15 protein-coding genes are annotated in these 26,013 nt (G+C 36.4%); 12 read left to right on the top strand and 3 right to left on the bottom strand.

Features of this window, described 5'->3' with window-relative positions; translation table 11 throughout:
* Positions 1 to 54: 54 nt before the first annotated feature.
* The 4 genes from bafA (ACFIMI_RS01460) (at position 55) to ndk (ending at position 12,592) form a co-directional block, all read left to right on the top strand.
* Entirely contained in the window at positions 55 to 5,559 is a 5,505-nt protein-coding gene (gene bafA / locus ACFIMI_RS01460) for a BafA family autotransporter (protein WP_375692189.1), read from the top strand.
* 362 nt (positions 5,560 to 5,921) lie between these two features.
* Positions 5,922 to 8,486: a BafA family autotransporter gene (bafA, locus tag ACFIMI_RS01455; RefSeq protein ID WP_375692188.1), complete on the top strand. Its 2,565-nt coding sequence runs from the start codon at positions 5,922 to 5,924 to the stop codon at positions 8,484 to 8,486.
* A gap of 839 nt (positions 8,487 to 9,325) precedes the next feature.
* Positions 9,326 to 11,902, top strand: coding sequence for a BafA family autotransporter (bafA, locus tag ACFIMI_RS01450; RefSeq protein WP_375692187.1), 2,577 nt, complete (start codon positions 9,326 to 9,328; stop codon positions 11,900 to 11,902).
* A 267-nt stretch (positions 11,903 to 12,169) separates the two neighbouring features.
* The gene (ndk, locus tag ACFIMI_RS01445) at positions 12,170 to 12,592 is read left to right on the top strand and encodes a nucleoside-diphosphate kinase (protein ID WP_375652273.1); all 423 of its coding nucleotides are present in this window, start codon (positions 12,170 to 12,172) and stop codon (positions 12,590 to 12,592) included.
* A 329-nt stretch (positions 12,593 to 12,921) separates the two neighbouring features.
* Here the strand turns inward: ndk and pgsA are convergent, their stop codons facing one another.
* The 3 genes from pgsA to ACFIMI_RS01430 all read right to left on the bottom strand — a co-directional run bounded on the left by pgsA (position 12,922) and on the right by ACFIMI_RS01430 (position 16,818).
* Positions 12,922 to 13,503 carry a CDP-diacylglycerol--glycerol-3-phosphate 3-phosphatidyltransferase gene (gene pgsA, locus ACFIMI_RS01440; protein WP_273723320.1) on the bottom strand — a complete coding sequence of 194 codons (582 nt, stop codon included), beginning with the start codon at positions 13,501 to 13,503 and terminating at the stop codon, positions 12,922 to 12,924.
* Positions 13,504 to 13,575: 72 nt separating this feature from the next.
* Entirely contained in the window at positions 13,576 to 15,555 is a 1,980-nt protein-coding gene (gene uvrC / locus ACFIMI_RS01435) for an excinuclease ABC subunit UvrC (RefSeq protein ID WP_375677784.1), read from the bottom strand.
* A 399-nt stretch (positions 15,556 to 15,954) separates the two neighbouring features.
* The gene (locus ACFIMI_RS01430) at positions 15,955 to 16,818 is read right to left on the bottom strand and encodes a 23S rRNA (adenine(2030)-N(6))-methyltransferase RlmJ (protein ID WP_375612916.1); all 864 of its coding nucleotides are present in this window, start codon (positions 16,816 to 16,818) and stop codon (positions 15,955 to 15,957) included.
* Between the two features lie 1,631 nt (positions 16,819 to 18,449).
* Here ACFIMI_RS01430 and tatA point away from each other — a divergent pair.
* The 8 genes from tatA to ACFIMI_RS01390 all read left to right on the top strand — a co-directional run bounded on the left by tatA (position 18,450) and on the right by ACFIMI_RS01390 (position 25,447).
* The gene (gene tatA / locus ACFIMI_RS01425; protein ID WP_375652271.1) at positions 18,450 to 18,752 is read left to right on the top strand and encodes a twin-arginine translocase TatA/TatE family subunit; all 303 of its coding nucleotides are present in this window, start codon (positions 18,450 to 18,452) and stop codon (positions 18,750 to 18,752) included.
* A 55-nt stretch (positions 18,753 to 18,807) separates the two neighbouring features.
* A complete protein-coding gene (locus ACFIMI_RS01420) occupies positions 18,808 to 19,212 on the top strand; it encodes a twin-arginine translocase subunit TatB (RefSeq protein ID WP_375612914.1) in 405 nt (134 codons plus the stop codon).
* Positions 19,209 to 19,991: a twin-arginine translocase subunit TatC gene (tatC, locus tag ACFIMI_RS01415; RefSeq protein ID WP_375637380.1), complete on the top strand. Its 783-nt coding sequence runs from the start codon at positions 19,209 to 19,211 to the stop codon at positions 19,989 to 19,991. Before ACFIMI_RS01420 ends, tatC begins: the two co-directional genes overlap by 4 nt.
* Before the next feature lie 61 nt (positions 19,992 to 20,052).
* Entirely contained in the window at positions 20,053 to 21,330 is a 1,278-nt protein-coding gene (gene serS / locus ACFIMI_RS01410) for a serine--tRNA ligase (protein WP_375612912.1), read from the top strand.
* Positions 21,331 to 21,463: 133 nt separating this feature from the next.
* Positions 21,464 to 22,123 carry a protein-L-isoaspartate(D-aspartate) O-methyltransferase gene (locus tag ACFIMI_RS01405; RefSeq protein WP_273791164.1) on the top strand — a complete coding sequence of 220 codons (660 nt, stop codon included), beginning with the start codon at positions 21,464 to 21,466 and terminating at the stop codon, positions 22,121 to 22,123.
* 155 nt (positions 22,124 to 22,278) lie between these two features.
* Entirely contained in the window at positions 22,279 to 23,460 is a 1,182-nt protein-coding gene (locus ACFIMI_RS01400) for a peptidoglycan DD-metalloendopeptidase family protein (protein ID WP_375611257.1), read from the top strand.
* Positions 23,461 to 24,145: 685 nt separating this feature from the next.
* Positions 24,146 to 24,598, top strand: a complete 453-nt coding sequence (gene yajC, locus ACFIMI_RS01395) for a preprotein translocase subunit YajC (protein ID WP_375628961.1) — start codon at positions 24,146 to 24,148, stop codon at positions 24,596 to 24,598.
* A 462-nt stretch (positions 24,599 to 25,060) separates the two neighbouring features.
* Positions 25,061 to 25,447 (top strand): Mth938-like domain-containing protein, encoded by a 387-nt coding sequence (locus tag ACFIMI_RS01390; protein ID WP_375611259.1) that lies wholly within the window; start codon positions 25,061 to 25,063, stop codon positions 25,445 to 25,447.
* Positions 25,448 to 26,013: the final 566 nt, after the last annotated feature.

Genomic DNA, 26,013 nt, shown 5'->3' with positions numbered 1-26,013 from the left:
ATGCACTTTTTTCTAAATGGGAGAATTTAAATTTAAAATTATGGAGTGTAAATAATGCAACGCAAATTGAAATTAAGTTTTTGTGCGGTAATGGCCAGTGGTTTTTTTGTCAAGATTGCGAGTGCATATGGAGTAGCTACACCAAGAGAAAAGTTATTAACACCAGTAAGTATCAGTGAACACCTAGAAGAGACAAGAAAGTTGTTATCGGAAGTGAGGGGACTAAAAGAAAAAAAGGGGGGATCAAAAAAGATAGAGAATAAACAGACAGTAGAAGGAAGTGATCTTTCAGAAGAGGAAAGGAAGAGATTAGAAAAGCTATTCTTTGAAGTACTCACAAATTCAATAATAAGCGATGGTGCTACGATCTATATTACTAACCGTGACTCTGAAGGTTCTGAAATAAATAGCTTTAACTATAAAGATGCAGCTTATTCCATTAATAATACGGTTAGAGAAGGGGGAAAACTCTACATTGATGCAGCAAGTGTTAGCAGGGATACGACAATTGAGCATGGTGGGATTGAGTTTGTCCAAAACTTGAGCAGTTCGGAATATGCCGCTGTTAAAAAAGGGGGGAAACAAATTGTTGAGAGTGGTGCAAATGCAGAAGGGGCTCAAATCCATGGTGGCGAGCAGATTATTTTTGGTAAGGGAAGCCTTGGATCTAGTTTGTCGCGAAAAGATAAGGAAAGTAGTGCTTATGGCACTGAAATTCATGCTGCAGATGGAATGCCAGGAATACAAAGTGTTTATAGTGGGGGGATGGCTGTTGACACAAAGGTTATGAAAGGAGGTATCCAGAATCTTGATGGTAAAGAGAATTTTCATAACGGTTTCTCAGAAGATGCTGATACAGCCGATATAGAAGATGAAGATTTTACAATTAATGAGGGGGCTTTTGCACTGAGTACTGAACTTTTTAAAAATGGTATGCAGAATATCTTTGCAGGAGGGAATGCGAGTGAAGTTACTTTATACGATAGAGCTATTCAGAATATATATGATTCTGGATATGCGGATAATCTAACTATTAATCATCAAGCAAGGTCATGGGGTTTTGCTGGTGCGATATTAGGTGAAAATACAAATGTTAATGATTTTGGCAACCTCTATCTCTATGCTGGAAATGGTGAAGCTGTTACGGAAGTAGAAAATCTTAATTTAAATGGAGAAGATACCAAACTATACATTATTGCGTCTGAAGATAACGGCAAAAAACCTGAGATTAATGTTAAGAATTTAAAAGGAAATGGGAGAGTTATTTTTACGTCTTTAGGGACGAATAAGCTCTATTCTCAACTTAATATTGATGATCTTTCAGGTTCTTTACATTTTGATTTTAATGTCAATTTTGCCAAGCAGCTTAGTGATTATCTTGTGATTAAAAAAAGGGGCTCTGGTTCTCACACAATAAGTGTGGCTGATTCTGGGCGTGAAATTACAAATTCTTCTTACAAAAAGCTTAAATTAATTACTGATCGCAGCGGAAATGCCCATTTTACTCTGACAAACACTTTTGGTGAAAAAATCGGAACTGTTGATGCCGGAACCTATCGGTACAGTTTGCAACATAGAAACAATAAGGGTACTGGTAAAATTTGGTATTTAGATGCAAACCACACCATTGATGAGACAACTTCTCAAGTTTTTGATAGTGTATTGAAACCATATACTGGTTCATCAAGTGATTTACTTACAGAACTCACAATTGATCAAGGAACAACTGTTTCTATTGCAGATCCTAGCTTTGACACGAGTAGCAAGGAAGTTGATAGCAATGGAGAAACTTCAATTAGTAATACAGTTAAAGATGGTGGAAAGCTTTCCGTTTATAGCGGTGGTTTTAGCTTGTATACGACAATTCAAAGAGGTGGCACTGAGCTTATTAAAACACAGGGTCTTTCACAGGATACTATTGTTCATAAAGGTGGGCAACAAAAGGTTAAAGAGGGGGGAAAAGCTGAAGGGGCTAAAATTTACGGAGGTGAGCAATTTGTTTCAGGAAAGTCTGATATTAAAGATGCGATGGTGAGGAGCAGCGCCTATGACACTATCGTTTCTGGTGAGAATGGAGTGCGAGGATATCAGAATGTGTATGATGATGGAGAGGTTTTTAACACACAGATCATGGAAGGAGGGATACAAAATCTTTATGGAGAAGAGGATCTAGACGAGTATAGCAGTTTTGCCTTTGATACGAAGGTCTTTTCGGGTGGACAGCAACATGTTTTAGCGGGAGGAATCGCGATTGGCGTTCTTTTAGAAGGGACTGCTTTTCAGGCAATAGATTTAGGAGGTTATGTAAAAGATTTAACCGTTAAGGATCAAGCACAATCGTGGTTACATTTTGGTTCAACATTAGAAGGAAGCACTATGATTCATGATTCTGGACGGATTTATCTTTATGCCGGTGCAGAGCAATCTCGTACTGAAGTAGAAAAAATTGTCTTAAATGGCAGAGATACAAAATTGTACGCGATTGCCTCTAATATAGATGGTGAAAGTTCTTTGATTGAGAATCTGAGTGGGAATGGTCGTGTTATTTTTACTTCTACCGTGTTTAATCCACATTACTCTAAACTTGAGATCAATGATCTTTCAGGGAGTTTACATTTTAGGTTGCATACTAATTTTGCAGAACAGCGCGGTGATTATCTTCTGATAAAACAAGGATCAGGTAATCACACCATAAGTGTTATCGATTCTGGTGTTGAAATTACCAATTCTTCTCTACAAGATCAGAATTTAGTTTTGGAGCTTGATTTAATTCATGTTCAAAGCGGAAATGCGCATTTTACTCTGACAGATTTTTCTGGTGAAGAGACGAGTACGATTGATGGTGGAGCCTACATGTATGGCTTAAAGACAAAAGATGATAATGGGGGAAAGACTTGGTCTTTGGCTACATCACAAATAACTTCTGCTCCTGTAATTCCTTCACCTCATGTGGAGTCGCCTATAGATAAGCTTCCTGAAAAAGAAGAAAATATGACATCGGCAAAAGATTTTAGTATCTCTGATGTAATTCATTACAGCATTGGGGAAGGAGGAGGAATTCTACAAAGCTCTTTGCTCGGTGATGATAACGTAGTTTATGTCTCTGATGATGGAGAGCAAGGTGTTCTTAAGAAGTCTATTAATAATACAATTCAGGGATCAGGAAGACTTTATGTTGAAGCTGGTGGTTTCAGTAAAAATACAACCATTGAAAATGGTGGTACTGAGATTGTAGGGGAACAGGGGGTCTCAGAATCTACGATTATTTACGAGGGTGGAAAACAAAAAGTGGAGGGGGGAGGCTCTGCATTGAGAGCTGAAATTTATGGTGGGGAGCAGCTTGTTTTCGGAAATGGTTATGTAAATGGTGGAATTGTTGGGAGCAGTGCTTATAACACGACACTTTATGGTCAAGGTGATACGCCGGGACAGCAGAATGTATATGATGATGGGATGGCTGTGGGAACAAAAGTGATGAGTGGAGGAGTACAAACTCTTGCTAAGTGGTTTCCTAATGATGATAACTTTGCAGAAAAAGCCGGCGGTTTAGCTGTAAATGCTGAAATCTTTTCAGAGGGTGTGCAGCGTGTTTTAGCAGGAGGTGAAGCAAATACAGTCATTTTACGCACTGGTGGTGTTCAAGAAGTCTATGCAGGTGGAATTGTAAAGAATCTAACGATTGAAGATAATGCTAATTCATGGATTTCTCCTGGTGCAATATTAGGAGGAGAAATAAAAGTTCAGGATTTTGGTGGGCTCCATCTTGATGCTGGAGACGATGGTCAACAAACTATAGTAGAAAACATTGAATTAAATGGAGAAGACGCTCAATTATACTCCGTTGCTCGTGGGTTTGACGACAAAAGTACACGCATTCAGCAGTTAAGCGGTGTAGGAAAAGTCATTTTTACTTCTTCTGAAGATGATTTATATTACTCTCAGCTTTATATTGATAATCTAGCAGGGAGTCTACATTTTGACCTTAATGTTAGCCTTGCAGAAGGAAAAGGTGATTACCTCTTTATTGAGAATGGGAGTGGTTTTCATACAATAAGTGTCGTAGATTCTGGTATTGAAATTGTTGATCCTTCTTCAGCAGGACTTGATTTAATTTTTGATCAAAGTGGTGACGCACATTTTACCCTGAGAAGCTTTTTGGGTGCAAATGTTAAAACTATTGATGGCGGAACCTATACGTATGGTTTAAAACAGAGAATTGATGAGGATGGGGGTGAAAAAGTTTGGTATTTATCTGCAGTATTTATTGATAATGTTTCATTTCTCAACAGTTTACCACGTAGTAGAAGCAGATCTATGCGGCATTTAAATCAAAATCAATCAGTTTTTTCTCTTTCAACTATTGCAGCACCACAAGCGCATGCTATTAAATTGCCACGTCGAAGAAAAAACCGCCAAAACTTGAATCAAAGATCCCCAGCTTCTGTATCTCCAACTGTTTCCTCTCTTGGAAGTCACGTTATTGAAGTCTTAGGTTCAGGAAGTTCTCATCCTCTTTCTGATGAAAAACAACAAACTGCTGTTTCAACCTCTTCTCAATCTTTAGCCGATCAAATGATTGTGCGTCCAGTTCATAAAGAACAACCTTTTCTACAATTGAGTGAGAAACTTTCAGTTTCTCACTTTTTGACCACTCCCTCTACAGATGCGGTATTGTCTATGTCTGTGGCTCCAGCGATGATTTTTCACAATGAAATGCAAACCGTACGTGCGGGAAGAGGAATTCTAGATAAAAGTAAAAAGAATACGGCTTTATGGACCTATGCGATTAAATCTAAAGAGAGTGTTGTTACAGAGCATATAGATTTTAAACTGGATCAGACCGGTATCGTTTTGGGGATCAATGGTTTAAGCGAGTGGGAAAATGGAGAATTTTATATAGGTGGTTTTGGCAGTTATGATCGTGCCCGTGTTGCGCATGCACGGGGGGGCATCAGTGGTATCAATACTTATGGTATTGGTGCTTATGTCACTTATTTTGATCATAGTGGATGGTATCTCGATGGTATTTTAAAATACAATCATTATCAAAATACTCTAAAAGCCGTTTCAACGAATGGTTTAGGGATTGAAGGAACATATACTCAAAGGGCATTGGGAACTTCCTTTGAAGCTGGTTATCGACTTAAGACGTCAAAGAACAGTTGGTTACAGCCTTATGGACAATTTACATGGTTACAAGTTGAGGGTAAAGAAATCAAGTTATCGAATGACATGACAGGTGACATGTGTCCATTCACTTCATTACGCAGTGAGGTTGGCTTATCTTTAGGATATGAATTTGGTTCTCACATGGATTCCTCATCGCTTGCGTATATTACAGCAGCATGGTTGCGTGAGAATAAAGATGACAATCAAACGTTAATTAATCAACGCCATCCATTTACCACTGGCTTATCGGGGAATGCAGGTAAATTAGGAATAGGTTTAAGCAGTTTAGTGAGTGAGAAGTTAAAGTTATATGGTGAGGCCCATTATATTAAAGGGCGTAAAACAAAACAGTCCTTTCAGGGTATTTTAGGTGTACGCTATAGTTTCTAACGACATGGTTATTTTTTAGTTATCTTTAAATGTATGATTAGTTTTTTTAAGTTTTTAATGCAGCATCAGAGAACAATTTTTCAGAGTACGCAGCTTCGTTTTTCATGATAAACTGTATACCCTTATATACTTGATTATGCATTACTTTTTATCTTTGATAAGAAAACTCCGAGAAAATGCTAAAGAAGCACTATAAAAGCGCTCTTATATTCTTGATCAAAAAAGTATTTAAAAACTATAAAGAACGGTTTTTTATGAGATAAGGGGGATTTTTAAGAAGGATTATTGCAATCTAAGGTTGAAAATATGTTTTGTAGAGCTAATTACGTTTAGTGTCTATGCAGGCGTGAAGGGGGGAGGATATGGCTCTACAATATAAATGGAAACGACATTGTTGGATACTCATGTTGAGCAGCTGTTTTGTGCAAGCTGCTGCTGCAAATGAGGGGAGAACAGCACTTTTTTGTCAATCTTCAAGTTATGAAAATGATAAAGTATTTCAAGATCAATACAATGAGGATATGAAAACAGGCAGATGCATACTTGGAGCCTCTAATGATGTCATGGTAAGAACGCGCAATGAATTAGACTTTTTGAAAAAGCCTAGCGATTTTATCATGGATAAGGGTGCTAGAGTGTTTGCGAGTCAACAGGAGCTTGACAGCAGTCATCGTGACAATGCTGGATATAATGCACAAGAACAAAATACTGCATTCCTTAAAAAGCCTGAACTTATTTCCATTAAAGATGGGGCAATGTTAGAAAATTATATCCTTGATAATGAAGGTAAAGCATACATTTCAAATGATGGTGAGATTGATAGTCCAGGGCGATCCATTAATAACACTGTAAGGAATGGTGCAGAGCTTTATGTGTATGCAGGAGGACTCAGTGAGAATAGTAAAATTGAACATGGTGGAATTGAAAATGTTCAGGCTTTAAAGGGAAAACAAGGTTTTTCGAAAAATGCTGTTGTTAAAGAAGGCGGGCACCAAAGTGTTGGAAATGGAGGGAAAGTAGAGGGGACTAAAATTTATGGCGGTGAGCAGCTTGTTTTCGGCGAGGGGGATATTGGAGGAGAGATTAAAGGCAGTAGTGCTTCTCATACTGTCATTTATGGTCAAGATGAAACACTAGGCCAACAAAAAGTATATGATGGCGGAAAAGTTTGGAATACAAAAGTTATGCAAGGGGGTGTCCAAGAAGTTGGGCAAAAGTCTCAAAGTGCAAAAAATGGTGGTTTTGCATTTCACACAGAAGTTTTTGGTGGTGGTAAACAACGTATCTTAAAAGGCGGTCAGGCTATTGGAGTCACTTTAAATGAGAGTGCTATTCAGGAAATATATACTGATGGATCTGTAAAAAATCTAACAATGAATGATCAAACAAAATCATGGGTGCATGCTGGAGCAACATTAGAAGGCAAGACACAGGTAAACCATTCTGGGCAGATCCATCTTTATGCTGGGAATGATCAACAACGCACCACAGTAGAAGATATTATTTTAAATGGAAAAGATACAAAACTATACTCTATTACTGATGAGTTTGATGAAAAAAGTTCTTTGATACAAAAATTAAGTGGTGAAGGGAGTGTTATTTTTTCGTTTACAGGTTCTGATCCATATTATTCTCAGCTTCATGTGAATAATCTTTCAGGAAATTTACATTTCGCGTTCAATACTACGATTGCCCATAACCGTGGTGATTATCTCTTGGTTGAGAAAGGCGCTGGGAAACATACAATAAGTGTTGCTGATTCTGGAGTTGAAATCACGGATCCTTTTTCAAATAAGCGTGATTTAATTACGGATCAAAGTGGTGGAGCGCATTTTACGCTGACAGATCTTAAGGGTGAAAAAATTAACGCCATTGATGGTGGAACTTATATGTATGATTTGAAAGAAAGAAAGGATGAAAATGGAAAAGTTTGGTTTTTATCGGCAGACCGCCTCAGTGGACCAGAACCTTCTATACCAGATCCGACAAATCCTTTTTTTCCTGGAGAAACATCAACAACCCCCTCTACAGATGCAGTGTTAACGTTGTCCGTAGTTCCTGGGCTTATTTTTAATAATGAGTTGCAAATTATACGGAATGGTAGAAAAATTTGGGACAGAAATAAGAAGGATATCGAACTATGGACTTATGGGATTAAGAGCAGAGAACGTGTTGCGACAGGCCATACACACTTTAAGCTTGGGCAGACAGGTTTAGTCTTTGGTGCTGATCAGTTGAGTGAATTAAGGCATGGAGAGTTGTATGTTGGTGGTTTCGGGAGTTATGATCAAGCACGTATTTCTCATGCACGAGGTGGTGACAGCGATTTGAGCTCTTATAGTATTGGAACTTACGCAACTTATTTTGATCATCGTGGATGGTATATGGATGGTGTTTTGAAATATAATTATTACCGAGATAATTTGAAAGCCATATCAACGAATGGTTTAGCTATTCAAAGTCATTACAATCAGTGGGCGATAGGTGGATCATTTGAGATTGGTTGTTATTTTGAACCGGCACAGAATACTTGGATGCAGCCTTATATCAAGCTAACAGGTTTGCAGGTTGAAGGTAAAAGAATAAAACTTTCCAATGGAATGATAGGTGATCTAAGCCCATTAACTTCATTCCGCAGTGAAGTTGGATTGACTGCAGGACATGAATTTTTTGTGAGTTCAGAAACTTCATTAACAGCTTACATTATGGCAGCTTGGTTGCGTGAGAATATAAATAATAATTATACGACAATTAATAACCAGTATAAATTTATTACAGATTTATCAGGCAGTGCGGGTAAATTGGGAATTGGTTTAAACGGTTCGGTCAATGATAAACTAACACTTTATGCGGAAGCACATTATCTAAAAGGACATAAGATTAAGAATGCTCTTCAAGGTATTTTAGGATTACGCTATAGTTTCTAAATATGTGTGCATGGCTGATTAACTTTACAAATGTAATTGTTTTGCAAACTTAAACAGATAACGTTCGGCTATGTCTTCTCGAGAGTGTAAGGACTTTCTCAAATAGTAGAAATGTCTTTATACTCTCTCTTTTAAAGGCAACATACTGAATTTATAATAATAATTCATTTCTATGCATGTTGAATGAGAGTCGCGAAAATCATAGGATTCTCTCATTCCAAATCTGTTTATGTTGAATCAATCAAAACCATTTTCTTGCACGTCACAAGCAGGGAAGCCTGCGTGGATAAAAATTGTACAAGAAAGAACTAAAAATACCTCTTATAAACTGCCTCAAGTACCAAAGGGTGTCGCGTTGCAACATTTTAGGGCTGGAAAAGTGTATGATGATATCGGCTCGCTTCTTCATAAGCGTAAAGATTGGGGGGATCAATGGCTTTACCGGTATATCATTCATGGATGACGTGGCGAAATGGGCTTGAGTGCATTGAGAGATGTCTCTTTAAAACAAGTGAGTGAATGTACAACCCAATGGCGTTTTGTTTTACGTGAAGAGGGGGCCCCATTAAAGGGCACGAGCATTTTTTTCATCTATAATTCCAGATATGCAAATTATTCCTTTAACTTAAGTGAACATTTTGAATTTTATTCAATTTTTCTGCTTTAAGTTAGAGTTTTTTAGTGGTTTATAGATAAACAACTTTAAGTTGTTTAAATTAAAAAATACACTAAAAAATTGTATTTAGACATAAATAAAACACATTATGATACAATCTAAAATGAGCTATCTATGTAGTCGCGGGGTATTTTTCTAAATAATTGAGAGTGGAGTGTGGATAATGCGGTATAAATACAAATTAAGTTTTTCAGTATTGATGATCAGTAGTTGTCTTGTGCAATCTGCAAGTGCAGTTGAGAGTAGGAATAGAGTGCTAACAAGAGCAACACATGTGGTAAATAGAGAAGAGGAAGAAAAAAAAATAGCACTGATGTCTAATTTTTTTCGCAATAATACTATTCTCAAAGATGGTGATGTAGAGCTTGTTGATAATGGAGAAAGTTCTGTAGGTTCCACTATTAAAAAAGGAGGGATGCAAATAGTTACACGGGCTGGAATTGCAATGAACGCCAAAATTTTGGGAGGTCAGCAGTTTATTCATGAAGAGCCATATATTGATCTTACAAGCGTGGAGAGAAAAAGTAGTGCATATAATTCCACAGTTACTGGGGATGGTGGAACAGTTGGACAGCAGAATGTGTATGATGGAGCGTGGGGTTGGTATACGAAAGTGGGAGATAACGGAGAACAAAATCTTTATGCAGGACAAAGAAAAGAGGGGGGAAAATCAATGTATGCTGAGGTCTCTGGGAATGGGAGACAGCACGTCTTAGCGTTAGGAGAATCTTATGCTACTAATTTGAAAGATCATGCTATTCAAGTTGTATATCCTGAAGGGTTTGTGGATGGTCTGACTGTTAACAACTTTGCTAAATCGTGGTTCCATGTTGGTGTACAAGAGGTCCTTGGAGAAGTAAGGATCAATGATCACGGAGAACTTTATTTATTCGCTGGTGATAGGACAAATCATACGACTAAGGAAAAAATTCCTATAAAGGACAGAGTGGATGAAACAATATTTGAGGTTGGTGAACGGAATATGGGAGAAAAACCTCAGATTGAAATTGAAGATTTAGGGGGGCAAAATGGGACTGTTATTTTTACTTCTATACCGTATGATCCACGATATATTTCACTTCATGTTGAGAAACTTTCAGGGAGTTTACATTTTCGATTCAATATTAGTGCTACGGGGGATTCGAGTGATTACTTATCGATTGATGAGGGCGCGGGTAATCACAAAATAAGCGTTGCAGATTCTGGTCGTGAAATTACAGGTCTTCTCTCACAAAAGAATAGTTTGGTTACAGGGATTAATTTAATTACTGATAGAAGCCACAATGGAGGCGCTAATTTTACTCTGGCAGACCTTTCGGGTAAGGACATTACAGCTGTTGATGGTGGGGCCTATCAATATCAATTGCTGAAGAGAGATAGATGTGCTGATTCTAGTGGTAGTGCTACAATTTGGTATTTAGGAAGAGCCTCTGGAGGTACGACACGTTCGAATACTGAAGCACAGTGTGTAAACAAGAAAACGAAGATTCCTCTTGCATTATCTGATCAAGGTGCTCCTTCTAGAGGAAAAAATACAGGCTCTCGTAAACCTACTATAAAACAACCAGCTAAACCACGACCTCCACGTCATTTAAGAGGGGCACAGAATGTCTCTAGTGTTTCTGTATCTCCAACTGTTTCCTCTCTTGGAAGTCACGTTATTGAAGTCTTAGGTTCAGGAAGTTCTCATCCTTTTTCTGATGAAAAACAACAAACTGCTGTTTCAACCTCTTCTCAATCTTTAGCCGATCAAATGATTGTGCGTCCAGTTCATAAAGAACAACCTTTTCTACAATTGAGTGAGAAACTTTCAGTTTCTCACTTTTTGACCACTCCCTCTACAGATGCGGTATTGTCTATGTCTGTGGCTCCAGCGATGATTTTTCACAATGAAATGCAAACCGTACGTGCGGGAAGAGGAATTCTAGATAAAAGTAAAAAGAATACGGCTTTATGGACCTATGCGATTAAATCTAAAGAGAGTGTTGTTACAGAGCATATAGATTTTAAACTGGATCAGACCGGTATCGTTTTGGGGATCAATGGTTTAAGCGAGTGGGAAAATGGAGAATTTTATATAGGTGGTTTTGGCAGTTATGATCGTGCCCGTGTTGCGCATGCACGGGGGGGCATCAGTGGTATCAATACTTATGGTATTGGTGCTTATGTCACTTATTTTGATCATAGTGGATGGTATCTCGATGGTATTTTAAAATACAATCATTATCAAAATACTCTAAAAGCCGTTTCAACGAATGGTTTAGGGATTGAAGGAACATATACTCAAAGGGCATTGGGAACTTCCTTTGAAGCTGGTTATCGACTTAAGACGTCAAAGAACAGTTGGTTACAGCCTTATGGACAATTTACATGGTTACAAGTTGAGGGTAAAGAAATCAAGTTATCGAATGACATGACAGGTGACATGTGTCCATTCACTTCATTACGCAGTGAGGTTGGCTTATCTTTAGGATATGAATTTGGTTCTCACATGGATTCCTCATCGCTTGCGTATATTACAGCAGCATGGTTGCGTGAGAATAAAGATGACAATCAAACGTTAATTAATCAACGCCATCCATTTACCACTGGCTTATCGGGGAATGCAGGTAAATTAGGAATAGGTTTAAGCAGTTTAGTGAGTGAGAAGTTAAAGTTATATGGTGAGGCACATTATATTAAAGGGCGTAAAACAAAACAGTCCTTTCAGGGTATTTTAGGTGTACGCTATCGTTTCTAACGATATGGTTATTTTTTAATTGATCTCAATGATAATTTTGATGGAAAGTGTTGAGGAATATAAAAGAAGTTCAACATTTGCTGAGGGGCGGTAGCGCATCTTTATGATGGGATGAGCAATTGCAGGTATTTTTATTAAAGTCTTCTTTATAATTCATTCTATATTTTTGAGAATTTGTATAGATTTTTGCAGAGTCACTTGGCAAAGGGCTCCTTGCTCGCTATAGAAATGGCTAGAGAATATTATAAATGAAATAAAGGTGGTTAAATGGCTTTAGAGCGTACTTTTTCGATGATTAAACCAGACGCAACCCGTCGTAATTTGACTGGCGAAATTACTAAAATGCTTGAGGATGCGGAGCTACGTGTTATTGCATCTAAACGTGTCTGGATGAGTAAACGTGAGGCTGAAAAATTTTATGCTGTTCATAAAGAACGCCCTTTTTTTAGTGAATTGGTTGAATTCATGTCTTCTGGTCCAACCGTTGTACAAGTTTTGGAAGGCGAAAATGCAATAGCTAAAAACCGTGAAGTAATGGGGGCTACGAATCCTAGTGATGCAGAAGAAGGGACAATTCGTAAGGTTCATGCTTTATCGATTGGCGAAAATTCTGTCCATGGATCCGATAGTGCTGAAACGGCAAAAACAGAAATCGCCTTTTGGTTTTCTGAGGCAGAAATTGTTGGTTAATAAAGCGTTTATAATAATAAAGCGTATATAAGAAGCAAAAATCCGAAACACTATATTTCGGTTTTTTGCTTATGAGATTATAGATTTTTTTGAAAGCATATGGAGCATTAATCGTTTTTTTAGCTTTTAATATTGCAGCTGCTTTTACGAAAATATAAAGGCTATTTACTCTTTTTTGAATAGCTTTTATCTACACGTCTCCCTTATTTGTAATGTGCAAAAAAGCATTTTATTGATCTATCATTAATAAAAATAAATCAATCTTATGCTATTCTCATCTCTTATTTAAGTACAAAAAGATAAATCATCATTATAAAATTCCATACTATTCATAGGATAACGTGTTTTAAACCTGCACGAAAATAATCCCACCCTGTCCACAATGTAAGGAGGGCAGAAATCCACAGCATAGTAATGCCAAACTCTACTGTGTAAGGGAAAATTTTATTACCGGCTGGTCCAGCTAAAAGAAATACAATAGCGATCATCTGTACAAAAGTTTTCCATTTTGCAAGACGAGAGACAGGAACACTAACTTTTAACTCCGCCAAATATTCACGTAATCCTGATACAAGGATTTCTCTGCAAAGAATGATAATAGCTGCCCATAGAGTCCACCCAGCGATGGTACTGTCTGCGGCAAGCAAGAGCAAACAAGCAGAGACGAGAAGTTTATCGGCAATTGGATCTAACATGCGACCAATATTGGATGTTTGTTCCCAAATACGAGCAAGGTAACCGTCAAGAAAGTCAGTAATGGATGCAACGATAAAAATAGAAACAGCAATCCAGCGAGTGATATCACTTGATTGTAGTCGCCCTTCTAAAAAAAAGCATGCAACAACCATTGGGACTGCAACAATTCGTGCATAAGTTAAAATATTTGGAAAAGAAAAAGTATGATTTTTCATGGAGCCATTTTTAATTCTTGTGAAAGAGAATATATTTCCTAAACGTAACAAGGCGAAGGTTATGAAACAAGCCTATTTTTCATGAAAATGGTTATGAATTTTTTGTGCAATTGTCATAGAAATTCCCGTAACTTTTTTTAAATCTTCAAATGAGGCACTAGCAACAGCTTTGGCACTTCCAAAATGATGAAGCAATGCACGCTTTCTTGTCGGACCAATATTTTCGATTTCATCAAGTGGGTTTTTGAATGTTGCTTTCTTTCGTTTTATCCTATGAGTTCCAATCGCAAAACGGTGTGCTTCATCACGCAGACGTTGCAAAAAATAGAGGATAGGATCACGTGGAGGAAGTGTAAAGGGGGGAATACCTTTTATAAAAAATCGTTCACGTCCCGCATGACGGTCAACACCTTTGGCGATTCCAACAACTGTGAAGAGATCATTTAATTGTAATTCAGCAAGTATTGCATGTACGCTGTTGATTTGTCCTTCACCACCATCGATTAAGATAAGGTCAGGCCAAATGGGAAAAAGATCATCATCTTTTATGTCATGACTTCTATTTGGCAGATCATACTCTTTGATAAGGCGTGAAAATCTTCGTTTAATCACTTCTTTCATCATGCCAAAATCATCGCCAGGCGTGATATCTGTTGAGCGAATGTTGAATTTTCGATATTGATTTTTAATAAATCCCATTTGACCAGCAACAATCATAGCCCCTACAGCATTTGTTCCCATGATATGAGAATTGTCATAGACTTCTATCCGGCGTGGAGGAACAGGTAGTTGGAATGTTTTAGCAAGACCTTGAAGCAATTTTGTATGGGTGGCTGTTTCAGAAAGCTTATGTTCAAGTGCTTCATGAGCATTGAGATAGGCACGATTAACAAGAGTTTTCCGTTCACCTTGTTTAGGTAAAGAGAGGGATACTTTGTGGTTTGCTTTGAGACTAAATGCTTCTGTAAGAAGTGCCTTTTCTTCAATTTCTTCAGATAAAAGGATGCTTTTGGGAAGTGGTTTATCATCGTAAAATTGGGCAAGAAAACTCGCTAAAATTTCAGTACGGGAAAAAGAGGGATCTGCTTTAGGAAAATAGGCACGGTTTCCCCAATTTTGCCCCATGCGAAAAAAGAACACTTGAATACAGGTCATTCCTTCTTTTTGCGCAATTGCAAATACATCCGCTTCTTTTATCGTTTGAGGATTAATACCTTGATGGCTTTGTATGTGAGAAAGGGCTGATAAGCGGTCACGATAGGAAGCTGCTTGTTCAAAATCAAGATTTTCTGCGGCTTTATGCATAGCTTGAACCATATCGCTTTTAATAGATTGATCTTTTCCCGAAAGGAACGCTTTTGCTCCTTTCACCAGTTCTTTATAATCACTGTCACTAATTTCATGAGTACAAGGTGCAGAACATCGCTTAATTTGATAAAGCAAACAGGGGCGTGTACGGTTTTCAAAAACTGAATCAGTACAGGTTCGTAATAAAAAGGCGCGTTGTAAAACATGAACTGTTTGTGTCACTGCACCAGCAGAAGCAAAAGGACCAAAATAGTGAGCTTTTCGTGTTCGAGCACCACGATGTTTGTAAAGTGCAGGCACTCGATGATCATCTGTAATCATAATATAAGGGAAACTTTTATCATCACGCAGGAGTACATTAAAATGTGGATGCAATCTTTTGATGAGATTGGCTTCTAAAAGGAGTGCTTCTGTTTCTGTATGGGTGACGATAAACTCCATATGATATGTTGCACGAATCATGCGGGTAATACGATTATTGTGTCCTTGTTCACGTGTATAGTTTGAAACACGTTTTTTGAGATTACGGGCTTTGCCAACATAAAGAATATCACCATTTTCATCAATCATCCGGTAAACCCCTGGCTTATGCGGAAGGTGTCTAACAAACTCTTGTATGAATTTGATACCTTGGAACTGATTTTTCTCATTGCTTTGATTGGCATTATGCCATGTAACATTAGAGAGAAAAGAAAGTTTTTCCCGTTCATTTTGCGGACAATTTGTATTATTTTTCAGGACCATTCCGTTTGTTACGAATATGTTGTTTGTTTAATATATGAAATATTCTTTTTTATTAAATAATGATTATTTATGTCTTTATAATTTTTTTCTATAAATAATATCTTATAACATAAGAGTATGATTTTAGAGAGCCGATCTTTCATAAAAAATATGAGAGTTGTTATTCTAAGACAGCTTTATGAATTTGCCCAATTTATCCATTAAAATGATTGAAATAAGAAATCCATGATGATTAAGAGGATAGACTTTCTAAAAGGAAAAAAATTAATTCACGCTGATCGTTATTAGCTTACCATTATAATATGTTGGTATTATCCAAAGAATCAAAGAACTTTATCATTTAATGCCTTTGTATTTTACAACATGATATTTGATTTAGAAAAAATATCAGAGAAAGATCTAACATAACAGATGTTCTTTTTGAAGCCACTTATGCGTTATTTGGGCATTTTCATCTTGTCCCAGACGGTTGATAAGAAAGGGGCTGAGTTTTTTCATTTCTTCTTCCAAAAGGTAGGGAGGGTTAATAATAATCATACCACTTCCATTCATTGTCGGTGGACTTGAACTTTTTCGGATACGCATTTCAAGCTGTAGAATCTTAGGAATTCCGGTTTGATAAAGCGCGTGAAGAAAACTTTCAATTTCTTTGTCATATTTAACAGGATACCATAAAGCGTAGATTCCTCCAGAAAAGCGACGATAGGCTTTCGTTAATCCATCAATAAGGCGGGAAAACTCTCCAGTTTTTTCAAAGGGAGGGTCAACAAGGATAAACCCACGTTTTTCTTTTGGTGGTACATGAGCATTTAAGGAAAGCCAACCATCTAAATGCAGAACTTTTGTTTGATAATCTCCTGCAAAGTTTTTTGCTAAAATATGATAATCTTCATTGTGCAATTCTATTGCGGTGAGGCGATCTTGTTTCCGTAATAATTGACGAATAAGAACAGGAGATCCAGGATAAAATACAATTTCTTTTTCCCCTTTATTGAGGGCATCAATGATATCACACCATGGACAAAGGAGTGTTCTTAAATCTTCTGGGATAGGAGTTGAAAAAAGTCGTTGGACACCTTCGCGACACTCTCCTGTTTTATGTGCTTCTAAAGAAGAAAGGTCATAAATACCGATTCCAGCATGCGTATCTATAACGCGAAAAGCTTTTTCTTTGCGTTTGAGATATTCTACAATGCGAGTGACAATAATGTGTTTAAAAACATCAGCAAAATTGCCAGCATGATAAATATGCCGATAATTCATGGAGTAAACTCTATCATATGTATAACTGTACCGGATTATTAGCATAGAATAATAGAATTGATATCCATAAAAATACTCTTGTAGAAATCAAACAATACCCTCACTCCCACATTATACACTACAGAAAAAATATTAATGTCATCAGAGCATTTATTCACAGAGCTATTTTTATATAATGAGATTAATCGTTAAAATTTTAATTTTTTTATATGAAAGATAGACAAGAAGAGATCAAACATTTCAATAGAGATATTTATGTTGTAAGAGAATTTTTTTATGACCGCGGACTCTTTCAGGAAAACTATAAAAAAACTCAATTAACGAGAATATTAGTGAAGTTTGTTGAAAAATTGAAGGGTATCTTTCAAATTCATTTTGTTTAAAGATTAAAGAATTTCAAATGCTTGATAAAAACATTGTTACATTTATAAGTTTTTTAGCAAGCGTAAAATTATGGATAGAGCAATAAAGTGCTGGTGTTATAGTGATAGATTTTTGTAAAAGTGTGAATGAATTTCATTGTTTTAAGCGGAGCCGAAGCTTTACATTATACACGCTAAATAGCTAGGTTATTGTGTATGATGCTAAAATAAAACTTTTGAAAATTGATATGTGCTCTGCAAGCTATCTCAATCAAAATGAGGAATTTTAAACTAAAGTAAATAGGTTTATCTATCTCTAACACTGTATTATCGAGCGGCTTTATGAGGTAATCTTATAAAAAAGGCTAGGATAAGAAATTCTTTTTATATGGATTATGCTTCTATACCATGCTTTTGATTGAATGTAATTTTCTATTCATGCCCATTCTGTTTTCAATACTGAGATAGGTTAAACACATGATATTATGAGAACGCATGCCCAGAATCCGGAGACTTGTAATAGTTAGAGCATACAGTGGCTTAGAGAGCTGGTTATATGGAGGTATTTTACTGAATAAAGGCACAAGCTGGTACCTTTTTTATTTTTTAGCAGTATTGCCATACCTCTTGGCACTTGAGTTGGTTCATAAAGTGCATTTTTACTCTTTCCGCTAATAGTTTTTACTTACACGCCAGATATTTAACTGAACGCGATGATGGCTCATATTTCGTATTGTACATAGAATAATGAATGATAAAATTCCTACCCCAACGCAAAGAATAAATGTTGTGCGTAAGATGATCGTTTTTGAAGAGACTGATGATGTGTTAAGAAAGTTTTTTAGAGATTTTTCTTTCTGAATTTTTTAATTGAATACGTAAAGTGTTTTACAACATGTTATGATCTTTATCAGTAAAGGATAATTTGACGGAAATGTTTGTAATGATACGTAAAACATTGTGTAAAAGGAGAGACATTAGCTATAGTATTTACAGGAAGATGAGTAACCTAGGAAATCAGATGAAGTTATTTTAGAAAAGTTTTTAAGTGTTTTGAATTTTGTATGAGGCGGTTTATCATTGTTGAATGGTTTGTGTTATAGTACGCTAAAAAGGGATGAGAGGATAAAAAGTTCTTTTGCAATAAAAGCGTGTAATTGTTTTTAAGTTAAGAAGAAAATATACAAGTAAGATATTATATTTGATACATTCTTCAGAGGAAGCATGAATAAATGAAATCAAATTTAAAAGCATAAGTTAGAGAGAGTAATGGGTAATATTTTTTCACCAACGCATTTAATTGTAATTTTATTGATTATCTTTGTGCTTTTCGGTCGCGGTAAAATTTCTGAATTAATGGGCGATGTTGCTAAGGGAATTAAAGCCTTCAAAAAAAATATGAAGGAAGAAGATGACAGCATTGAGGATAAAGTTGAAATGGCTCCTACTTCCCAAATAATTGATGTAGAATCACAACAATCTCAGCCGTTATCGGTAAAACATGCAACAGCGCGCAGAAAGGTTTCTTCTGCTTCTAAAAAACGCAAAACATCTGTTGCTAAAAAACAGTAACAAAAACGCAATCATCATTGTGCATTATTTTTTGATGAGAAAGTCGAATTAAGAGATGTTTGGGATTGATGGACCAGAGTTTATCGTAATCTTACTTGTTCTCATCATTGTCGTTGGACCGAAAGATTTACCTAAAATATTAAAAACAGTAGCAAAGGTAAGAGCTCATATGTGTTCAACAGCAAATGAATTGCGTCATCAGTTTGATGATGCAATAAGACAAATCGAGCTCGATGCTTTGCAAAAAACATGTTCGAATATTAGCGATTCAAGTAAGAAGTTGACAGAGACTTTTGATCCCATTCAAAATACATTAGAAGATATCCACGATAATTTGGATGTTAAGGCAACACACCATAAATCAAAAAAAGATAAAGAAATTTTGGAATGCGATCAAAACGTAACCAATAAAGATACGACAGTATCTATTGCTTCTAAAGATAAAGAAGATATGTCATGAATGTTAAGAAAGATGAAGTTGATGCCCATATGGCACCACTTTTAGAACATTTAATTGAACTTCGTCAGCGAATTATTGCTGCCTTGGTTGCATTTATGATCGCTTTTATGATGTGTTTTCTTGTTAAAGATTATATCTTAATTTTTTTACTATGGCCATATCAGTGGGCAATGAAAATAGCAGGGGGTAATCCTGAGGGTATTCGTTTGCAATCAACGCAAGTATGGGAAACTTTTTTAACGAAGATGAAGCTTTCTGCTTTTGGGGGAATTATTTTATCTTTTCCCTATACGGCTTTTCAGTTTTATAGTTTTATTGCACCAGGGCTTTATAAAAATGAGCGGATGGCTTTTTTACCATTTCTCATTGGGGGGCCTATTTTATTTTGTATTGGGGGAGCGTTTGTTTATGGTCTATTAGCGCCAATAATACTATGGTTTAGCCTTTCTCAACAATTTCTTCCAGATGTTCATTTAAAAATAGAGTTTATAGTGCGTATTTCTGATTATTTGGGCTTTATGACATCATTTATCCTAATTTTTGGTTTGATTTTTCAATTACCTCTTGTCATCAGTCTTTTAACAAAAATTGGATTTTTAACGTCTTATGATTTGGCGTCTAAACGAAAATGGGCTATTTTGCTCTCTTTTATTATTGCGGCAATCATAACGCCGTCGGATTTTTTTACGATGTTTGCAGTGGCTTTACCAACGATAGCACTTTACGAGATTTCAATTTTAATTGCTTACAGTATAGAAAAGAGAAGAAAATCCGCTTAAGAAAAGTGTATAATCTTATGCGATAAGGAATGAATAAAAACAATATAAATGAGGAATTTTTATGCTTGATATTAAGTGGATTCGTGACAATCCTGAGAAATTAGATAAAGCACTCGTAAGTAGAGGTCTTGAGCCACAAGCTGAAAGGTTAATACAACTTGATCTTGCACGTCGGTCGTATATTGCTAAGGTGCAATTGGCGCAGGAACGTCGCAATGCTGTTTCAAAGGAAATAGGACAGGCTTTAGCGGTATCGGATCAGCAAATGGCTGAACGTCTTAGGGCTGAAGTTGAAGAGATTAAAGCTTTTCTTTCCTCTGCAACAGTGGAAGAAAAACAGCTGACGGAGAGTCTTGAGAAACTTCTTTCAGCACTTCCAAATATTCCATTAGATGATGTTCCAGAAGGTAAAGATGAAAGTGATAATGTCGTCATTCGACATTTTGGTACACCTCCAACATTTAATTTTACACCAAAGGAACATTTTGATCTTGGTCAAGATCTCAAACAGATGAATTTTGAACGAGCTAGTCGTTTGTCTGGAACACGTTTTACAGTACTTTCAGGGGCATTAGCACGGCTAGAACGAGCATTAGGCCAGTTTATGCTTGATGTGCATGTCAATGAGAATGGTTACACAGAAGTCTCAATACCTCTTCTTGTTCGTGATGAGATTGTTTACGGAGCAGCACAATTACCGAAATTTGCTGAAGACCTTTTTCGTACAACAGATGGTCGATGGCTTATTTCCACAGCAGAAGTGCCATTAACCAATTTGGTCAACGATGAAATTCTTGAAATATCAGATTTACCACTGCGATTTTCTTCTTTATCTCCCTGTTTTCGTTCAGAGGCGGGAGCAGCCGGTCGTGATACGCGCGGTATGTTGCGTCAGCATCAATTTTGGAAAGTTGAAATGGTCTCGATTACCAGTGAAGAGCAGTCTTTAATTGAATTGGAACGTATGACGGAATGTGCAGAAGATATATTAAAGCGGCTTGGTTTGCCTTTTCGCACAGTGGTTCTTTCTACGGGTGATATGGGGTTTGCAGCGCGTAAAACCTATGACATCGAGGTTTGGCTTCCTGGTCAAGAATGTTATCGTGAAATTTCTAGCTGTTCAGTTTGTGGAGATTTTCAAGGTCGCCGTATGAATGCGCGCTATCGTAAAGAAGGCGATAAAAAATTGCATTTTGTTCATAGCCTTAATGGTTCTGGTACGGCTGTTGGACGTTGTCTTATTGCCGTACTTGAAAATTATCAACAGGCTGATGGATCAATTATTATTCCAGATGTTTTACAACCTTATATGGGAGGCATGCGCTGTATTACTGCTTAATTTTACGAAAGGAGAGACAATATGCGTTTATTGCCAAGAGGTGATGATACACAGACGCAAGTTTTTGCCATTTTAAAAGAAGCAGTTTGTCAGTATGATAAAAGTGCACCTCCATTGGAGATTGAATGATACTATGGGGCAAAAGGGTATTTTACAATTTCGTGAGGAGTTAGCCGCTCTTGTACTGAAAATGCGTAGCAAAGGCATTGATGACGTGCGATTTTTTTCGGCATTAGAGAAAATTCCGCGTCAACAGTTTGTTGCTGCTCCTTGGTTCAATAGTGCTTATGATAATAAAGTTATTCCCCTTGAGTGTGGTGAATATATGGAACGTTTGGAAGAACAACTCTTAATTCTTTCGGCATTATCGTTGAAAAAAAGGCATCGTGTCTTAGAAATTGGTACAGGATCTGGTTTTTGTACTGCTCTTATGGCATGTCTGAGTGACCGTGTGACAACGATTGATCGTTATAAAACGCTTGTTGATTTAGCACGCCAAAAATTTCAAACTTTAGGAATTGAAAATATTGTTATACGGCAGATTGATGGAAGTCATAGCGTGACAGGCTTAGGATCATTTGATCGCATTCTTATTTGGCCATCACGTTTTGATGAACCAAAGGAATTTTTAGAACTTTTAGCTGAAAATGGAATTCTCATTCAGGCGATAGGACCTGACGAAGGGGTACAAACGGTGACGCGCTATACAAAAATTGGTAGTCGATTTGAGTGTTTAGAACTGTTCCAAGTGCGTTACCAACCTTTTATTAAAGGCATTGCGGAGATACTTTAATTTTTAAAAGCTAAGAAGTTTCTGCGAATTGTCTACGTTAAATTCATTTTGATCTTATATAAAGATATTTATGAATAAAACATCTCATTTTAACTCTTCGGTAATTTAAAAAAGCTTTAATGGAGTGAGTTGATTATTGATGAGTGAGCAAAACGATGTGTCTAAAAGCTTTGGATAATATTTTCCAGCATAATTTTCAGAGAATAACTTTGTTAGCGGTGGTAACTATTGTTGCTGGTTGTAGTTCTGGTACACAGCGTTTTTCCAATACGTTCTCTCATCGTACGGTATCATCTCAATCAAATATATCAAGCACTATGTATACAGACCCGCGAATGCTATCATACGGTAGTGGTATGATACAAAGCACTGAATTGCCACCTGTGGAATCAAGCGATGATTCGTGGGGAGATGATAATTCCCCCTATAATTTTCCACATCAAGATAGGATAACTTCTTCTGATGGTCGCGTTATGGGCTCCCCTCCACGTAATCTTGGAACACTTTCTCGTTCACAAATGGATAAATCTCCTATTTTTCGGCGGAATTCTTATATTGTCCAGAGCGGAGATACACTGCTCAGTATTGCACGACAAGTAGGGGTTAGTGTTGAGGCATTAAAATTAGCAAATGGTATAAACAGCAATTCCATTTATATCGGTCAGGTCCTTGTTGTTCCAAGCAGGCGTACATTAGCAGCTTCAAATGCACACAATAATAACGATTGGGCAGTGTCAACAACAGAATCTGCATCCCAATCTCAAGTGATGTCCTCTATAAAAAACAAGAAGTCCTCTCCTATATATAAAGCTCCTGTAACAACGCCACCCTCTGCAAAGATGAACAAATCAAGTTCTGAGAAAAATTTTTCTAAACAGATGACGCAATTGAAACATGAGACTGGTTTGTCAAGTACTGTTACGAATACAGATAATATGACGACTCCGCAAGCCACAGGAATTTCTAAGATGCGTTGGCCAGTACGAGGGCGTTTATTAAGCCAGTTCGGTCAAAAAAAGGGAACAGTAATGAATCGAGGAATAGATATTGCAGTGCCTGAAGGGTCTTCGGTAAAGGCGGCAGAAAATGGTGTGGTTATTTATGCGGGAGATGGACTAAAAGAGCTTGGTAATGTTGTGATGATTCGACATGAAAATGATATTATCACTATTTATGGATGTAATAGTAAGCTTGTTGTTAACAAAGGACAAAGGATAAGACGCGGTGATGAGATTGCTAAATCTGGTGTTTCAGGAAATGTTAAAACGCCACGTGTCTATTTTGAGATGCGTAAGAATTCATTACCTGTTGATCCCCTTAAATATTTAGAAAACTAATTTATTGATGACTTTTACATTTGAATAGTCTTACAGTTTATAGAAAATTCATGAAAAACAATTGATTTTCTTAAATTAATAACATTGCAGCAAAAAATCATTGGTTTTAGAAAAGTAGTTCGTTGGGGTCGTTAGATATTACCATCTTTGTATTTATGAAAGTGTAAGACAATAGTATCATACTATTTGTCAGCTTTGAGTGTTCCAATTGCTCTTGCATTTGAGAGAAGCATGAAAAAGATATTTTCACGCCTTTCTTAAAAAGTTTTTATCTACAGGCTCATTTAATATGTGTGACGTGCAAGAAAATCGTTTTGATTAATTCAGAAGGTTTGAAATGAGAGCGTTTTATTGTATTTAGATCTGTCATTTGATATCAAAAACGATAAATTATCTATATAAATTAAGTTTGTTCATTAGAAAAATTATCTTGTATAATTTATTGAGTTAGTGAAAAGATTTGTATTGTAGGATATACAATAGGGGAAAGTGAATCTATTTTTTAAGATTTTTCTCATTGTATTTTGGTATTCTGCCTCTTAAGGATTTATTGTATTTTTGTAAAGCTGTGATTAGATTATGTAGTTATTGCTTTTTATGATAAATTCTTTAGGAATTTTTTCTGTATCGGAATTTCATTTTAATAGAGTGGGAAATACCTGAGGTTTAACTATAGGAGATAAAAATGTTTATTACGAACGCTTATGCTCAAGTTGCAGGCGATGTTTCCGGTGGAATTTCATTTGCTAGCGCTGTCCCATTCATTTTAATTTTTGCAATTATGTATTTTTTTATCATTCGTCCACAGCGTGCCCAAATGAAAAAACGCCAAGAAATGCTTAATGCAGTACGTCGTGGTGATACAGTTATAACGGGTGGTGGTATTATCGGCAAGGTTACGAAGGTTCACGACGAGAGTGGTGAATTAGAGGTTGAAATTGGTGAGAGTATGAATATTCGTGTTATTCGCTCAACATTAGCTGATGTGCGCGTTAAAGGTGAGCCGGTTGCAGAAAAAAAATCAAAACTTAATGCTAAAGCAAAAAGACCACAAAAGTCTAAATCTAAAACGACAACGAAAGAAGATATGAGTATCTCTGAAGAGAAAAAAGCTATATCAAAGGAAAATGCATCTTAAGGTGTAATGGCAGTTTATTACATTTTTTAAGCATTTTTATAAAAAGCTTGGCAAGATCAAGACAATTTCATTGAAAAAGAGGCTTTTATAGTGGCTACAGAAAATGGAGTTTTTGTTTTCTTTAGATTATTAAAATAGTTGTTTTATTTATAGAATATTACGCAATTTTTTTCTGTTTTTTAAACAAGATCATTGTTTTTATAAAAAGCAATTTGTGAGTAAATAAGCTGAGGAAACTTTTTAAAAGATAGATTTATTTAAGCAGGTATAGCATTTTACCGCGGTTTATTCCCAAATTTTCATATATTTGTTGTATGAGAAGATTAGGGCATTATATAAAAATTTTTACTTCAATACTAGGCTATGTTTAACATATCAATGTTTATATCAGCCTTATTTTAATTTTTATGATGAGAAGAAGCAAAGACAATTGGATTATTCAAAAATAAAAGGTGCATATTCATGTTCGATGCAATTCAAATTCGTGAAGCACATTTTCCAAGTCGCGCACCTATTGATGCTTATGGAAATGGTGGGTTTCGTTTTGCTGATATGTCTCATAGAGGTTCTATTATTTGTGTACCATCAGGTATTTATGGCATTGAGATGGCAGGGCCTGTTCCCACTCAAAGGGATATATCTCGTATTTTAGAAGAAGCTTCTGAAATCGAAGTTTTATTAATAGGTACTGGAATTGAATTATTACGATTACCTGAAGAGTTACGGGTGCTTTTATGGGAAAAACGTATTTCATCAGATACAATGAGTACGGGAGCGGCGGTGCGTACATTTAATGTTTTATTGGCTGAAGATCGCGCTGTTGCGGCGTTATTATTTGCGGTAGAATAGAGTATTGTTTAATAAAACAAAGGCTCTGGTCTAGCATGAAAGACTTGTGTGATTATTTTCTGCGCTGTAAAATACTGTCGTTTAAGGCGGTGATATAAGGGTATAGAATATACATAACTTAACACATTAAGTGTTTTTTAAATACAGCAGCAAGTATTCAGGACAAAGTTTGCTCATAGTTCCTAATGAATCACATGAGTGATCAGCTCTTGGCACTTAAGACGGTTCATAAGAGGCATTTTAATTCTTTCTTATACAGTTTTTACCTACAAGCCAGTTCCGCTTGTGACGTGCAAGGGAATAGTTTTTATTGATGTAACATGGAATTGGTTTGAAATGAAAGTATATCTACGATATTTGGGATTCTAATTTAACATACAAAACACAAAATTATCATTATAAATCAATGCGTTTATAGTAACAGAAACGTACCGAGAGCAATTGGATTTTTTACAAATTGGTGTTGGTAAGAGCCTTTGTCTTTTAGGATGGGGAGGAGGTCAATGATTTGATGAAGTTTTTGTGATCAGTGCATTTTTTATAAAATAACATTGTCATCTATCCAC

The sequence above is a fragment of the Bartonella sp. AP4SXKL genome (genome assembly GCF_042195845.1).
In the GTDB taxonomy this organism is placed as follows: Bacteria; Pseudomonadota; Alphaproteobacteria; order Rhizobiales; family Rhizobiaceae; genus Bartonella.
This window is presented reverse-complemented; position numbering and strand designations above follow the sequence as displayed.

Excerpts from the sequence above, each read along its gene's own strand:
- bafA (WP_375692189.1), top strand. The coding sequence starts at position 55 with ATGCAACGCAAATTGAAATTAAGTTTTTGTGCGGTAATGGCCAGTGGT.
- bafA (WP_375692188.1), top strand. The coding sequence starts at position 5,922 with ATGGCTCTACAATATAAATGGAAACGACATTGTTGGATACTCATGTTG.
- bafA (WP_375692187.1), top strand. The coding sequence starts at position 9,326 with ATGCGGTATAAATACAAATTAAGTTTTTCAGTATTGATGATCAGTAGT.
- ndk (WP_375652273.1), top strand. The coding sequence starts at position 12,170 with ATGGCTTTAGAGCGTACTTTTTCGATGATTAAACCAGACGCAACCCGT.
- pgsA (WP_273723320.1), bottom strand. The coding sequence starts at position 13,503 with ATGAAAAATCATACTTTTTCTTTTCCAAATATTTTAACTTATGCACGA.
- uvrC (WP_375677784.1), bottom strand. The coding sequence starts at position 15,555 with ATGGTCCTGAAAAATAATACAAATTGTCCGCAAAATGAACGGGAAAAA.
- ACFIMI_RS01430 (WP_375612916.1), bottom strand. The coding sequence starts at position 16,818 with ATGAATTATCGGCATATTTATCATGCTGGCAATTTTGCTGATGTTTTT.
- tatA (WP_375652271.1), top strand. The coding sequence starts at position 18,450 with ATGGGTAATATTTTTTCACCAACGCATTTAATTGTAATTTTATTGATT.
- ACFIMI_RS01420 (WP_375612914.1), top strand. The coding sequence starts at position 18,808 with ATGTTTGGGATTGATGGACCAGAGTTTATCGTAATCTTACTTGTTCTC.
- tatC (WP_375637380.1), top strand. The coding sequence starts at position 19,209 with ATGAATGTTAAGAAAGATGAAGTTGATGCCCATATGGCACCACTTTTA.
- serS (WP_375612912.1), top strand. The coding sequence starts at position 20,053 with ATGCTTGATATTAAGTGGATTCGTGACAATCCTGAGAAATTAGATAAA.
- ACFIMI_RS01405 (WP_273791164.1), top strand. The coding sequence starts at position 21,464 with ATGGGGCAAAAGGGTATTTTACAATTTCGTGAGGAGTTAGCCGCTCTT.
- ACFIMI_RS01400 (WP_375611257.1), top strand. The coding sequence starts at position 22,279 with ATGTGTCTAAAAGCTTTGGATAATATTTTCCAGCATAATTTTCAGAGA.
- yajC (WP_375628961.1), top strand. The coding sequence starts at position 24,146 with ATGTTTATTACGAACGCTTATGCTCAAGTTGCAGGCGATGTTTCCGGT.
- ACFIMI_RS01390 (WP_375611259.1), top strand. The coding sequence starts at position 25,061 with ATGTTCGATGCAATTCAAATTCGTGAAGCACATTTTCCAAGTCGCGCA.